Annotated in this window: 11 protein-coding genes; 8 read left to right on the top strand and 3 right to left on the bottom strand. The window is 61.4% G+C overall.

What is annotated here, in order from left to right; genetic code table 11:
• The first annotated feature begins 51 nt into the window (after positions 1-51).
• The 3 genes from F6S08_RS27760 to F6S08_RS27750 are packed head-to-tail and all read left to right on the top strand — an operon-like array spanning position 52 to position 2,736.
• Positions 52-591 carry an ankyrin repeat domain-containing protein gene (locus F6S08_RS27760; protein ID WP_065947670.1) on the top strand — a complete coding sequence of 180 codons (540 nt, stop codon included), beginning with the start codon at positions 52-54 and terminating at the stop codon, positions 589-591.
• A 35-nt stretch (positions 592-626) separates the two neighbouring features.
• Entirely contained in the window at positions 627-1,994 is a 1,368-nt protein-coding gene (gene radA / locus F6S08_RS27755; protein WP_053137919.1) for a DNA repair protein RadA, read from the top strand.
• 16 nt (positions 1,995-2,010) lie between these two features.
• Entirely contained in the window at positions 2,011-2,736 is a 726-nt protein-coding gene (locus F6S08_RS27750; protein WP_315872636.1) for a hypothetical protein, read from the top strand.
• A gap of 4 nt (positions 2,737-2,740) precedes the next feature.
• On the opposite strand, the gene F6S08_RS27745 is transcribed toward F6S08_RS27750, so the two are convergent.
• Positions 2,741-3,109, bottom strand: a complete 369-nt coding sequence (locus tag F6S08_RS27745) for a PilZ domain-containing protein (RefSeq protein ID WP_065924174.1) — start codon at positions 3,107-3,109, stop codon at positions 2,741-2,743.
• 174 nt (positions 3,110-3,283) lie between these two features.
• Here F6S08_RS27745 and F6S08_RS27740 point away from each other — a divergent pair, with 174 nt between their 5' ends.
• From F6S08_RS27740 to yjiA, 3 genes are all read left to right on the top strand, one after another.
• Positions 3,284-5,350, top strand: coding sequence for a carbon starvation CstA family protein (locus tag F6S08_RS27740; RefSeq protein ID WP_315872635.1), 2,067 nt, complete (start codon positions 3,284-3,286; stop codon positions 5,348-5,350).
• 15 nt (positions 5,351-5,365) lie between these two features.
• A complete protein-coding gene (locus F6S08_RS27735) occupies positions 5,366-5,563 on the top strand; it encodes a YbdD/YjiX family protein (protein ID WP_003176208.1) in 198 nt (65 codons plus the stop codon).
• Positions 5,564-5,698: 135 nt separating this feature from the next.
• Complete coding sequence (yjiA, locus tag F6S08_RS27730) at positions 5,699-6,658, top strand: GTPase (protein ID WP_065924175.1); 960 nt, start codon at positions 5,699-5,701, stop codon at positions 6,656-6,658.
• A 126-nt stretch (positions 6,659-6,784) separates the two neighbouring features.
• Here yjiA and glyA read toward each other — a convergent pair whose 3' ends face one another.
• Both glyA and F6S08_RS27720 read right to left on the bottom strand, forming a co-directional pair.
• Positions 6,785-8,038: a serine hydroxymethyltransferase gene (gene glyA, locus F6S08_RS27725; RefSeq protein WP_017528864.1), complete on the bottom strand. Its 1,254-nt coding sequence runs from the start codon at positions 8,036-8,038 to the stop codon at positions 6,785-6,787.
• Positions 8,039-8,180: 142 nt separating this feature from the next.
• Entirely contained in the window at positions 8,181-12,032 is a 3,852-nt protein-coding gene (locus tag F6S08_RS27720) for a bifunctional diguanylate cyclase/phosphodiesterase (RefSeq protein ID WP_065925349.1), read from the bottom strand.
• Between the two features lie 285 nt (positions 12,033-12,317).
• Between F6S08_RS27720 and ettA the strand changes: the two genes are divergently transcribed.
• Together ettA and F6S08_RS31645 are read left to right on the top strand one after the other, a co-directional pair.
• A complete protein-coding gene (ettA, locus tag F6S08_RS27715; protein ID WP_065925348.1) occupies positions 12,318-13,982 on the top strand; it encodes an energy-dependent translational throttle protein EttA in 1,665 nt (554 codons plus the stop codon).
• Positions 13,983-14,185: 203 nt separating this feature from the next.
• Complete coding sequence (locus tag F6S08_RS31645; protein WP_409999781.1) at positions 14,186-14,353, top strand: transposase; 168 nt, start codon at positions 14,186-14,188, stop codon at positions 14,351-14,353.
• Positions 14,354-14,656 lie beyond the last annotated feature (303 nt).

Genomic DNA, 14,656 nt, shown 5'->3' with positions numbered 1-14,656 from the left:
TGGTTTTGGTCGATGCCCATGCGGGCGTCGACCTCTGGCAGGAGAGCACCCATGCGTATTTCTATCGGCTTACTGATGGCCATGCTGGCCTTTGTCGCCCATGCCGAGTCGCCCGACCCGGTCGCGCTCAAGGCGCAGCTCCAGGACTATTACTTCGACGCCGCCCGCCGTGGCGACCTCGACATGCTCAACACCTTCATCGACGCCGGCTTCCCCCTCAACACCCAGGACGACAAGGGCTACACCGCGCTGATCCTCGCTGCTTACCATGGCGAAAGTACCTACGTGGAGCGTTTGCTCGCCGCCGGCGCCGACGCCTGTGTGCAGGACAAGCGCGGCAACACCGCGTTGATGGGCGCGATCTTCAAGGGCGAATTGAAAATCGCCCAGCGCCTGCTGGCCACCGACTGCAACCCCGACCAGCGTAACGGTGCCGGTCAGACGGCGGCCATGTATGCCGGGCTGTTCAAGCGCATCGAGTTGCTCGACGAACTCAAGGCCAAGGGCGCCGATCTCAACGCCGAAGACCCGGTCGGCAATAGTGCTTCACGATTGGCCAGCGGTGAAATCCGGACCCCGGCGTCGCGCTGAGCTATCATCGCGGTTTTTCGGTTGGAGGTTCTCAAATGGCAAAGGCCAAGCGCATGTACGGCTGCACGGAGTGCGGCGCGACCTTTCCCAAGTGGGCCGGCCAATGCACCGAGTGTGGTGCGTGGAATACCCTGACTGAAACCATGATCGAAAGCGGCGGCGCCGCTGCCCCTACCGGGCGTGCCGGTTGGACCGGGCAGCAGGCGCAGATCAAGACCCTGGCCGAAGTCAGCGTCGAAGAGATCCCGCGTTTCTCGACGGCTTCCGGCGAGCTGGATCGGGTTCTGGGTGGCGGCCTGGTGGACGGCTCGGTGGTGTTGATCGGCGGCGACCCCGGCATCGGCAAGTCGACGATCCTGCTGCAAACCCTGTGCAGCATCGCCAGCCGCATGCCGGCGCTGTACGTCACCGGCGAAGAATCCCAGCAACAGGTGGCCATGCGCGCGCGCCGCCTGGGCCTGCCCCAGGACCAACTGCGGGTCATGACCGAAACCTGCATCGAAAGCATCATCGCCACAGCCCGGATCGAAAAACCCAAGGTCATGGTGATCGACTCGATCCAGACGATTTTCACCGAGCAATTGCAGTCGGCGCCGGGCGGCGTGTCCCAGGTGCGCGAAAGTGCGGCGTTGCTGGTGCGCTACGCCAAGCAGAGCGGCACGGCGATCTTCCTGGTCGGCCACGTCACCAAAGAGGGCGCGCTGGCCGGGCCACGGGTGTTGGAGCATATGGTCGACACCGTGCTGTATTTCGAAGGCGAGTCCGATGGCCGCTTGCGCTTGCTGCGGGCGGTGAAGAACCGCTTCGGCGCGGTGAACGAACTGGGTGTGTTCGCCATGACTGACCGGGGGCTGAAGGAAGTCTCCAACCCATCGGCGATTTTCCTGACCCGTGCCCAGGAAGAAGTCCCAGGCAGCGTGGTCATGGCGACGTGGGAAGGTACCCGGCCGATGCTGGTGGAAGTCCAGGCGCTGGTGGATGACAGCCATCTGGCCAACCCACGCCGCGTCACGCTGGGCCTGGATCAGAACCGCCTGGCGATGCTGCTGGCGGTGCTGCACCGTCACGGCGGCATCCCGACCCACGACCAGGACGTGTTCCTCAACGTGGTCGGCGGGGTCAAGGTGCTGGAAACCGCGTCCGACCTGGCGTTGATGGCGGCAGTGATGTCCAGCCTGCGCAACCGGCCATTGCCCCACGACCTGCTGGTGTTCGGTGAGGTGGGCCTGTCGGGCGAAGTGCGCCCGGTGCCCAGCGGCCAGGAACGCTTGAAGGAAGCGGCCAAGCATGGCTTCAAACGCGCGATCGTGCCCAAGGGCAATGCGCCGAAGGAAATGCCGCCAGGATTGCAGGTAATTGGAGTCACGCGCCTGGAACAGGCGTTGGATGCACTTTTCGAATAATTCAGGGATGGACGCCATGCAACGATCGAATCGCTGGGGTGTAGTCGCCCTGTTTGTCGCCTTGGCCGGCTTGCCCGCCATGGTCTGGGCTGAGCTGCCAACGGGCTATCGCCTGGCGCAAACGCTGGTGACGCCAGATGGCAGTGTGCTGCAGGTGCTCGAAGACCAGCGCATCAGCCCCCAACTGCACAAGGACAGTTGGGGCAGCGGGCTGGATGAAGACTCGTTCGACGAGCCCGGCGACTTGGTCGACAACCCACTGCTCGAAGCCCAGGTGCGCTGGGTGTCGGCCTCTGGCGAGGTGATAGCCCACGAAGACCTCGGCTACCCGTTGGCCGAGGTCGAGAAAGCCCCGATCAAAGGGCTGCCCGAACCTGTGTATTTTTTGACCATCGACCAGACCGCCCCCGTGGGCAGCTACAGCGGGCCTGCCACGCAGCTGTTGCTGCCTGGCAAGCAGCAACTCAACCCGCTGGGTTACCAGGGCGCCGACGGCAAAGTCCAGGCGCTGACCCTGGCGCATACGGGCAAGGCGGCGTGGACGATCGCGACGCCAACCAGTGGCGGCGCGGATGAACTGCTGCAGGTGTCGTCATTTATGGACGGCGACGGTGAGGATGACTTTGCCACCCGTTATCAGACTTATCGGTTTGTCGACGGGCAGTGGCACGGCGCCTCAAGTCAGAAGAAGGGCTACTGGGACATGGAAAGCGAATTTCCCGCACGTACGGCGTTTCCCTGAGCCGTTACACCTCCAGCAACGCGCCCAACTCCCGCTCCAGCTCTTCCTGGTCGCCCAGGTTCAACTCGATCAGCCGCCGCAAGTGGCTGATCGAGTCCAGGTCGATGTCTGTGCACACAAATCCCAGTTGGCCATCAGCTTCGTGGGTCAGCCGTACTTGCATCTTTATATGCGCCTTGGGATCCAGGCGTATGTCGACCGCAAACGGCAGCGCCTTATTTCCCTTCCACCCTTCAGGCCGTTGCGCCAACAGGCCCTTGAGCGACAAATCCACCAATTGCACCGGCCATTCGTTGCCGTTTTGCCGAAGTTCGGTCTTGGCATCAAAGGCGATCCGGCGAAAACGACGGCGATCAGACGCTTGCTCGGTCATGGTGAAACCCTCTGTGGATAAAAGGATTGTAGCCCTGCGCCATCATCGGGTGGTTTTTTCTGCTTTTTTTGCCTCTGCAAGGCTCTAGACCAACGTAGGGGGGTGGCCTTTAAGGCCAGTAGCGCTAAACTCCGGATGGCTGTCCTTTCTGTCCACCCTGGCTGGAATATAAAAATGAAAAATAATAATAGCCTGCTACGCCACCTACCCTGGCTGGTGCTGGCAATCGTAGGAGCGTGTGCCCTGGGCGTAGTGGCCTTGCGCCGAGGCGAGGCGATCAACGCCTTGTGGATCGTGGTCGCTGCCGTGGCCATCTATCTGGTCGCTTATCGCTACTACAGCTTGTTCATCGCTAATAATGTGATGCAACTCGATCCACGGCGGGCCACCCCCGCAGTGGTCAACAATGACGGTCTGGACTATGTGCCGACCAACAAACACATCCTTTTCGGTCACCACTTTGCGGCGATTGCCGGTGCAGGCCCCCTGGTCGGCCCGGTACTGGCGGCGCAAATGGGCTACCTGCCCGGCACGCTCTGGCTGATTGCCGGCGTGGTGCTGGCCGGTGCGGTGCAGGACTTCATGGTCCTGTTCCTGTCCACGCGTCGTAATGGCCGTTCCCTGGGCGACATGGTGCGCGAAGAGATGGGGCGTATCCCGGGGACCATCGCGCTGTTCGGCTGCTTCCTGATCATGATCATCATCCTCGCGGTGCTGGCGCTGATCGTGGTCAAGGCCCTGGCCGAGAGCCCATGGGGCATCTTCACGGTGATGGCGACCATCCCGATTGCGATGTTCATGGGCATCTACATGCGCTACATCCGCCCGGGCCGCATTGGTGAAATCTCCATCATCGGCGTGCTGTTGCTGCTCGGTTCGATCTGGCTGGGCGGGCAGATCGCCGCTGATCCGGTCTGGGCCAAGGCCTTCACCTTCACCGGGATCCAGATCACCTGGATGCTGATCGGCTACGGTTTCGTAGCGGCGGTACTGCCGGTGTGGCTGATCCTCGCGCCACGTGACTACCTCTCTACCTTCTTGAAAATCGGCACCATCATCGCCCTGGCGATCGGCATCCTGGTGACCATGCCCGACCTGAAAATGCCGGCGCTGACCCAGTTCATCGACGGTACCGGCCCGGTATGGAAGGGCGGCCTGTTCCCGTTCCTGTTCATCACCATTGCCTGTGGCGCGGTCTCGGGCTTCCACGCGCTGATTTCCTCGGGCACCACGCCCAAGCTGCTGGCCAGTGAAAGCCACGCCCGTTACATCGGTTACGGCGGCATGCTGATGGAGTCCTTCGTGGCGATCATGGCGATGGTTGCCGCTTCGGTGATTGAGCCAGGCGTGTACTTCGCCATGAACAGCCCGGCGGCAATCGTCGGCACTGACGTGGTGACCGTGGCACAAACCGTCAGCAGCTGGGGTTTTGCAATTACCCCCGAGGCGCTGTCGGCCGTGGCCCATGACATCGGTGAAACCACCATCCTCGCGCGTGCCGGTGGTGCGCCGACGTTGGCGGTGGGTATCGCGCAGATTCTGCACAGTGTGCTGCCGGGTGAAAACACCATGGCGTTCTGGTACCACTTTGCGATCCTGTTCGAAGCGCTGTTTATCCTGACTGCCGTCGACGCGGGCACCCGTGCCGGTCGCTTCATGCTTCAGGACTTGCTCGGCTCCTTCGTACCGGCGCTCAAGCGCACCGAATCCTGGACCGCCAACCTGATCGCGACCGCCGGTTGCGTCGCCATGTGGGGTTACCTGCTGTACCAGGGCGTGATCGACCCGCTGGGCGGCATCAACACCTTGTGGCCGCTGTTCGGTATCTCCAACCAGATGCTGGCCGGTATCGCGCTGATGCTCGCCACTGTTGTGCTGATCAAAATGAAGCGCCAGCGCTACATCTGGGTGACCATGCTGCCGGCGGTCTGGCTGCTGATCTGCACCACCACCGCGGGCTTCATCAAGCTGTTCGACGCCAACCCGGCGATCGGCTTCCTGTCGCTGGCGAAGAAGTACAGTGATGCCCTGGCAAACGGCCAGATCCTGGCCCCGGCCAAGAGCGTGGACCAGATGCAGCACGTGATCTGGAACGCCTACACCAACGCAACGCTGACTGTGCTGTTCCTGTTCGTGGTGTTCAGCATCCTGTTCTATGCGCTCAAGGTCGGCATCGCCGCCTGGGGCAACAAAGAGCGTACGGATAAAGAAGCCCCGTTCCAGGCAGTACCGGACGCCTAACCGAGGATTGCAAGCATGTTCAATGACATCAGTCGCCTCGGTAAATACCTCGGTCAGGCCGCGCGCCTGATGGTCGGCATGCCCGACTACGACACGTACGTCGAGCATATGCAAACCAAGCACCCGGACAAGCCGATGATGGACTACAAGGCGTTCTTCCGGGAACGCCAGGAGGCCCGTTACGGCGGCAAGGGTGGGCCCAAGTGCTGTTGATTTAACGCAACTCCCTGTGGGAGGGGGCTTGCCCCGATAGCGGCGTGTCAGTGACAGATCAGTGCCTGACACACTGCTATCGGATGCAAGCCCCCTCCCACATTTGTTTCTGTGTTCCTTTAAGGAGAATTTCTTTTGTCCTCTCCCATTCCAGTCACCGTTCTCAGCGGCTTTCTCGGCGCGGGCAAGACCACCTTGCTGCGCCATCTGCTCAAGGCCGAGCACGGGCTGAAAATTGCCGTGATCGAAAACGAATTCAGCGACGCCGGTATCGACACCCAATTGCTGGGCGAAGAACCGGTGCAAGTCATGACCCTGTCCAACGGCTGCGTGTGCTGCACCATCCACACCGACCTGACCAAGGCCCTGTATCTGCTGCTCGAGCGTCTGGACAGCGGTGAGATCGCCTTCGACCGCCTGGTGATCGAGTGCACCGGCCTGGCCGACCCGGCGCCGGTGGCCCAGACCTTTTTCATCGATGAGGAGCTGCGCGAACGCTACATCCTCGACGGCATCATCACCCTGGTGGACGCCGCCCACGCCGAGCATCACCTGACCCAGACCATCGCCCAGGCGCAGATCGGTTTTGCCGACCGGCTGCTGGTGAGCAAGCGAGACCTGGTGGATGACGCTACCTTCGAAGCACTCAGTGAACGCCTCACACGCATCAACCGCCGCGCGCCGATTCGCGTGGTCGAGCACGGCAAGATTGATCTGGCCGAACTGCTCGATGTGCGCGGCTTCAATCTCAACGCCGGCATGAGCCTGCGCCCGGTGAGCAAGGCGCCGTCCATCGACCGTATATCCAGCCTGGTGCTGCGCACCGACCAGCCACTGGATATCGACCGGCTCAGTGAGTTCATGAACGAACTGCTGGAAGACCATGGCAAGCAGCTGCTGCGCTACAAGGGCGTGCTCAATATTGCCGGCGAAGACCGCCGCATGGTGTTCCAGGGCGTGCTCAAGCTCTATGGTTTCGACTGGGATACCGAGTGGGCCGAGGGTGAGGCGCGGGAGAGTGTGATCGTGTTTATTGCCGATGAGTTGCCGGAGGACAAGATCCGAGAAGGCTTTGAGCGGGTCTATCAGGCATAAAAAAGCCCACCTGTAGGAGCGAGCTTGCTCGCGAAGAACTCACAGGCAACGCGTGCACCCAAGATGCACGCGTTATCGTTGACGTTTTTCGCGAGCAAGCTCGCTCCTACAGTGGGCTTCTTTGTATTACGCGCCGTATACCGGCAGTTTTTTGCAGATGGCCTTGACCTTCTCACGCACCGCGTCGATCACGGCTTCGTTGTTCAGGTCCGCCAGGATGTCGCAGATCCAGCCGGCCAGTTCCTTGCACTCTGCTTCCTTGAAGCCACGAGTGGTCACAGCCGGGGTGCCGAAGCGCAGGCCGGAAGTCACGAACGGCGAACGTGGGTCGTTCGGCACGGAGTTTTTGTTCACGGTGATGAAAGCTTTGCCCAAGGCAGCGTCAGCATCTTTACCGGAAATGTCCTGCTTGATCAGGGACAGCAGGAACAGGTGGTTTTCAGTACCGCCGGACACTACGTCAAAACCGCGCTCGATGAACACGCCGGCCATGGCCTTGGCGTTTTTCACCACTTGTTGCTGGTAGGTCTTGAACTCAGGCTGCAGGGCTTCCTTGAAGCAGATCGCCTTGGCAGCGATCACGTGCTCCAGTGGGCCGCCCTGGGCGCCCGGGAATACGGCGGAGTTCAGCTTTTTCTCGATCTCGGCGTTGGCGCGCGCCAGGATCAGGCCGCCACGTGGACCGCGCAGGGTCTTGTGGGTGGTGGTGGTCACCACGTCAGCGAAAGGCACAGGGTTCGGGTAGACGCCAGCGGCGACCAGACCGGCTACGTGAGCCATGTCGACGAACAGGTAGGCGCCCACCTTGTCGGCGATGGCGCGGAAGCGTGGGAAGTCGAGGATCTGCGAGTAGGCAGAGAAACCGGCCACGATCATTTTTGGCTTGTGCTCGACCGCCAGGCGCTCGACTTCGTCGTAGTCGATCAGGCCGTTGGCATCGATACCGTATTGAACGGCGTTGTACAGCTTGCCGGAGGAGGAAACGCTGGCGCCGTGGGTCAGGTGACCACCGTGGGCCAGGCTCATGCCCAGGATGGTGTCGCCGCCTTGCAGCAGGGCCAGGTACACGGCGCTGTTGGCTTGGGAGCCGGCGTGTGGCTGGACGTTGGCGTAATCGGCGCCGAACAGTTCTTTTGCACGGTCGATGGCCAGTTGCTCAACCACGTCGACGTACTCGCAGCCACCGTAGTAGCGCTTGCCTGGGTAGCCTTCGGCGTACTTGTTGGTCAGAACCGAACCTTGAGCCTCCATCACCGCAGGGCTGGTGTAGTTTTCCGAAGCGATCAGCTCAATGTGCTCTTCCTGGCGCACGGCTTCTTGCTCCATGGCGGCGAAGAGATCGGCGTCGTACTTGGCAATAGTCAAATCACGGCTGAACATGGCGGTCCTCAAGGATCGGGGGCAGAAAAGGAGGGCATTCTAACTCAATGGGTTTTAGATGGCATATGAAAGGACATCATGTCGCGGACAAGCGGGGCTCATCTCGGGATGGGTGGTGAATGTGCCGGCCTCATCACACCGCTCAATCGAACATGAACAGCGCATCATTGCTGAACTGCGCCTCGAACCGATGTGCCGGCATCGGCCGCCCGAACAGATACCCCTGCACCTCGTCGCAACCATGCTCGCGCAGGAAGTCCAGCTGCTCATGGGTTTCCACACCTTCGGCAATCACCGCCAGGTTGAGGCTGTGGGCCATGGCGATAATGGCGCGGGCGATTTGTGCATCCTGTTCGCCGGAGGGCAGGCCATCGACGAAGGTGCGGTCGATTTTCAGCACGTCGATGGGGAATTGCTTGAGGTAGTTGAGGGACGAATAACCGGTGCCGAAGTCGTCCACCGCGATGCTCAGGCCCAGGTTTTTCAGGCTGTCGAGGATGTGCATGGCTTCGTTGACTTCGCGCATCAGGATACTTTCGGTCAGCTCCAGCTCCAGGCACGCCGGCGGCAGGCCGGTGTCCTTGAGGATGGTGGCGATGCGCGTGCCCAGTTGGCCGTCGGAGAACTGCCGCGCGGAGATGTTTACCGAGACTTTCGGCACTCGCACCTTGTTCTGGTGCCAGGTCTTGAGCTGGCGACAGGCTTCGCTGATCACCCAGTCGCCCACGTCCACCACCAGGCCCAGCTCTTCAAGCACCGGAATGAAGTCCCCCGGCGGCACCAGGCCACGGCGTGGGTGGCGCCAGCGCAGCAACGCCTCGGCGCCGGTCAGGCGTTTGCCGTCGCCGCTGAACTGCGGCTGGTAATAGAGCACGAATTCGTCCTGCTCCAGGGCGTGGCGCAGGTCGCTCTCCAGTTCCAGGCGTTCCAGGGCGCTGGCGTTCATATCGGCCTGGTAGAACTGGAAGTTGTTCTTGCCGCGTTCCTTGGCGTGATACATCGCGGTGTCGGCGTTTTTCATCAACTGGCTCAGCTCGTTGCCGTCCTGGGGGCTGAGTGCGATGCCGATACTGGCGGTTACAAAGAACTCGCGACCCTCCAGCACGAAGGGCTTCACCAGGCTGGCGAGGATCTGCTCGGCCACATGGATCGCGCGGTTCAGCGCCATTTCGCGGTTGACCCGCGGTTGCAGCAGCAACGTGAACTCGTCGCCGCCCATGCGTGCCACGGTGTCGTCTTCGGCCACGCAGCCGAGCAGGCGGGTCGCCATTTCCTTGAGCATGCGGTCGCCGGCCGCGTGGCCCAGGGAGTCGTTGATCGGCTTGAAACGGTCAAGGTCAAGGAACATCAGCACCACCCACGACTTCTGCCGTTCGGCTGATTGCAGCGCGGTGTGCAGGCGGTCCTGGAACAGCGTGCGGTTGGGCAGGTGGGTCAGGGCGTCGTAATAGGCCAGGCGGTGGATGCGCTGTTCGCTGGCCTTGCGTTCGCTGATATCACTGAAGAAACACACATAACTGGCCAGGTCGCCTTCGTCGTCGAACACCGCCGTAATGCCGACCCAGGCCGGGTAGTGCTCGCCGTTACGGCGCTTGAGCCACACTTCGCCTTCCCAGGTGCTGTGCTGGTGCAATTGCTTGAGCACATAGCGCAGGTGGGCTTCCTGTTGTTCGTCGACGGTGAGCATGTTCGGCAACTGGTCGAGTACATCGCTTACCGCATAACCGCTGACCCGGCTGAACGCCTCGTTGGCCTGCACGATATAACCGGCCGGGTCGGTGATCAGGATCGCCGACGTGGAGTGTTCGAATACGGTGGCGGCCATGCGCAGGTCTTTTTCCGCGCGGCGTTGCTGGCTGATATCGCGGCCCACGCCGAGGACGCCTTCGAAGGCGCCGTGCTCATCCCATACCAGCACCAGGCGCAGCTCGATCGGCACCTTGCGGCCGTCGGCGCGCAGGCAGTCGAACAGGAACAATTGGGTCTGCACTTGATCGCGGAGTCTGTTCAGCGCGTCGGGATCGCCCAGCGCCCGGCTGACCTGTTCCAGCAAGCTATAGATGCCGGTCAGTTGCTGGGGGTTGGCGATGATCGACTGCCAGCCGTTCTTGAATACCCAGTCCACGTCGTAACCCAGCACGGCGTTGACCGACGGGCTGATGTAGTTGAGGGCCAGTTGGCTGTCGGTGGAGCAGATCACGTCGCTGATGCTTTCGGCCAGCATGCGGTAGCGCTTTTCGCTGTCGCGCAGGGACTCGCTGGCTTCGATCTGGTCGGTGATGTCCTTGGCCACACCGATGATGCGCGTGACTTGCGCCGACTTGTCCCGCGCCAGGGCCTGCTCGCGGATATCAAAGCGCCGCCATTGGTTGTTGCGATGGCGAAAGCGCAACTGGCAGTGCAACTGCGTCGCGTAGCCGGCCTGGCGTTGCTGCTGGCGCAAATCGTGGTAATGCTCGGCGTCTTCGGGGTGCAGCAGGATTTCCCAGAAATACTCGCCCATTTGCTGCAGTTCGGCCTTGGTATAGCCGAGGGTGTGGCCCAGATGGTGGTTGCTGAAGATCATCCGCTGGCTGATCACGTCCTGCACATACAAGTGGTCGGGCACGGTACGCACCACATCCGACCAGAAGCTTTCACGTTCCACCAACGACAGTTCGATCAGCTTGCGGCTGGTGATGTCGCTGATGCTGAGGATCACCGCCTTGAAGTCGTCCTGCTGTTCCGGCAGGCGCATCACCATCCAAAGGTATTGTTCGTTGCCGGCTACATCCTTGAGCTGGATTTCCAACTCAAGCTGATTCTGTTGGGTCAGGACCGCTTCGAGTATCTGATGTCCGATGGACGTGGTGTTGCGCGGGCAATCATCGATCAGCCGCTCCCACGCTTCCTCGCAGGAGCCCACTCTGAGCAGGCTCACCGCCACCTGGTTGATCTCGGTGATGCGCAGTTCGGTGAGCAACTGCCGGCATTCCTCGGGGGAGCTTTGCAGCCAGGCGTGCAGTTGCTCGCGGGTCTGCAAGTTCACCTTGCCAAAGAATGCATTCAGGCCCGACAGGTCAAGTACGCACAGGGCGACGCCGGTGCCTTCGAAAATATCCTGATACCGACGCCGGCCTTCATGCACCTGGCGCTGGCGGCGACGCATATTCAGCAACACGATCACGGGGATCAGCGAGAAGGCCAGGCCCAGCAGGCATTTACCGATAAACGCCGGCAGCAGTTGTTCCAGCACGGCTGCGCGGTCGAACATCCCGCGCAACTGCCAGTCGCTTTTGCTCAGGGGCGTGACCAGCACGCTTTTATTCAGGTCATCCGGGGTCAGGGCGTCGCCCCATTGCGCCGGCATGCCGCTGTCGCGGCTGACCACACGGTGGTTCAGGCGGTTCTCGATGGCCCACATCGGCCGTTGGCCCTGGCTGTCCTGGCGGGTCAGGTTGACCAGGTACTCGGGTGCCAGGCGCAGCGCCCAGTACATCCTTGAGCCGCCGCTGGGCTGGTGCAGCAGCAGATAGATGAGGGTGCCGTCGTTGTTATTGCTCAGGTAGTAGGGTTGGCCGTGGCTGCGCTGCACCAGCTCTTCCAGCCAGGCGCTGTCCTGGCTGTCATTGGCGCTGTCGCTGATCATCGCGCCGCTGGGCGCGAGCAGGGCGATACTGCGCAGTTCCGGCAGCGAACGCTGCAACGTGCGCGTCAAGGCCTGTTGCTGTTCGATGTCGCGCGGCGGCTCGACCATCGGTAGCAGGTTCAGGGCAATTTTTGCGCTCAGGGCCATGCTCAGGCTGATCTGTTCAGCCAGGTCGGCGCTGTAGTCGATGGTGTATTGCTGTTGGTTTTTCTGGTTTTGCTGCAACTGGTCCAGCAGTTGCCAGAACAATAACGCGAGCAGCAGGAGGACAAGCGTCGCCAATGCGCCTTTGAGGGTGCCGTGCAGGGGCGTTCCCGGCGCTACATGAGCGGCGCGCAAGGGCGTTGGCGGCGTGACTTTGGACAAGCTGTGATCCTGCGGTTTGGCTGGACTGGCGCGCGACGTGCACTATAAGCCGGACGCCCGAAGGGCGGCTAGCATGCCTTGACTTGTGGCAAAGTGCCAGCCCCGCTTGGCTGGACTGACCAAGCGCATTCAGGTAGCTTTGCCGGTTACGCGGGGGCGTTCCAGCCCCAGACATTCAGGCTTTTTCCGCTCGCTGGCATTGATGATAGTCAACGGCCCGCGCGGCGCATGGCCTGGCACGGGCTTCGCCCGCTTAATTCATCAGTCACTGACGCTAGGTTCACCATGGCTCAATACGTCTTCACCATGCATCGGCTGGGAAAAGTTGTCCCTCCGAAGCGGGAAATCCTGAAAAACATTTCGCTGTCCTTCTTCCCCGGCGCCAAGATCGGCGTGCTCGGCCTCAACGGTTCGGGTAAGTCCACGCTGCTGAAAATCATGGCCGGCGTCGACACCGAGTTCGAAGGCGAAGCCCGCCCGATGCCGGAACTGAACATCGGTTACCTGCCCCAGGAGCCGATCCTGGACCCGACCAAGACCGTGCGTGAAGTGGTCGAAGAGGCCGTCAGCGTGATCAAGGACGCCCAGGCCCGCCTGGACGAGGTCTACGCCGCCTACGCTGAACCGGACGCCGACTTCGACAAGCTGGCCGCTGAACAAGCCAAGCTCGAAGCCATCCTGCAGGCCGGCGACGGTCACAACCTGGAGCGCCAGCTGGAAGTCGCCGCCGATGCGCTGCGCCTGCCGGCGTGGGACGCCAAGGTCGAGTTCCTGTCCGGTGGTGAAAAACGCCGCGTGGCCCTGTGCCGCCTGCTGCTGTCCGCTCCCGACATGCTGCTGCTCGACGAACCGACCAACCACCTGGACGCCGACTCCGTCGCCTGGCTGGAGCACTTCCTGCACGATTTCCCGGGCACCGTGGTTGCGATCACGCACGACCGCTACTTCCTCGACAACGTTGCCGGCTGGATCCTCGAGCTCGACCGTGGCGCCGGTATCCCTTACGAGGGCAACTACTCCGGTTGGCTCGAAGCCAAGTCCGACCGTCTGGCCGCCGAATCCAAGCAGCAATCGGCCCACGAAAAAGCCATGAAGGAAGAACTGGAGTGGGTGCGCAAAGGCGCCAAGGCCCGCCAGTCCAAATCCAAGGCCCGTCTGCAACGCTTCGAAGAAATGCAGTCGCAGGAATTCCAGAAGCGCAGCGAAACCAACGAGATCTACATCCCGGCCGGCCCGCGCCTGGGTGACAAGGTCATCGAGTTCAAGAACGTGTGCAAAGGCTATGGCGACCGCGTGCTGATCGACAACCTGTCGTTCTCCATGCCAAAAGGCGCGATCGTCGGCGTAATTGGTGGTAACGGTGCGGGTAAATCCACCCTGTTCCGCATGCTGATGGGCAAGGAAACGCCGGATTCGGGCAGCATCGAAATCGGCGAAACCGTGCAACTGGCCTGCGTGGACCAGAGCCGCGAAGACCTGGATGGCAGCAAGACTGTGTTCCAGCAAATTTCCGACGGTTCCGACCAGATCCGCATCGGCAACTATGAAATCCCGTCGCGCACCTACGTCGGCCGTTTCAACTTCAAGGGCGGCGACCAGCAGAAGTTCGTCAAGGACCTGTCCGGTGGTGAGCGCGGTCGCTTACACCTGGCCCTGACCCTGAAAGAGGGCGGCAACGTCCTGCTGCTCGACGAACCGTCCAACGACCTCGACGTTGAAACCCTGCGTTCCCTGGAAGAAGCCCTGCTGGACTTCCCGGGCGCCGCCATTGTGATCTCTCACGATCGGTGGTTCCTTGACCGCGTCGCGACCCACATCCTGGCGTACGAAGACGACTCGCAAGCGGTGTTCTTCGAAGGCAACTACACCGAGTACGAAGCGGACCGTAAAAAGCGTTTGGGCGAAGCGGCTGCCCAGCCGCACCGTGTGCGCCACAAAAAACTGGCCTGATCCGGCTGGTGTGAAAAAAGCGGAGTCCTCGGACTCCGTTTTTTTTGGGGCTGGGGTTTTGCAGTGTTTTTGACGGCCCTATCGGGCGCAAGCCCCCTCCGTAACCGTCCGAGCAACACATCTTCCTGATGCCATCGGTTAAGGCGATGGTGTCCACCTAAATTTAAGTGGACACCATTTTTAGCCTTTTTAAGCGGACGCCCATGCCACAAGAACGCCGTTCCTATTCCAAGTCCTTCAAGGCCCAGGTCATTACTGAGTGCGCCCATCCTGACACTTCAATTGCCAATGTCGCCTTGACCCACAACCTCAATGCAAACCTCGTCCATAAATGGATTCGGGTGCATGCGCAGAAAAACCTGGCACTTTAAACTGCCTTCCGCCCGGTCAAGACTTCGCCGCCGGTGCCGATGCATCAGGCCCTTCCTGCCACGATCCGAATCGAAGTGCCGCAYCCAAAAGGTGTAGTCGTGGTGAGTTGGCCAGCAGAAAATGCAGCGGCGGGTTCTGCTTTCCTACGAGACCTCCTGCGATGATCCCCGTCGATTCCATCTGGCTCGCCACCGAGCCCATGGACATGCGCGCCGGCACTGAAACCGCGCTCCCACGAGTCGTGGCGGTGTTCGGTGCGGCGAAGCCGCACTGTGCCTATCTGTTCGCCAACCGCCGCGCCA

This window comes from Pseudomonas sp. JV449 (assembly GCF_032424295.1).
GTDB classification, from domain to species: Bacteria; Pseudomonadota; Gammaproteobacteria; order Pseudomonadales; family Pseudomonadaceae; genus Aquipseudomonas; species Aquipseudomonas marginalis.
Note: the sequence above shows the minus strand (reverse complement) of the source record. Positions and strands in the feature narration are given on the sequence as shown.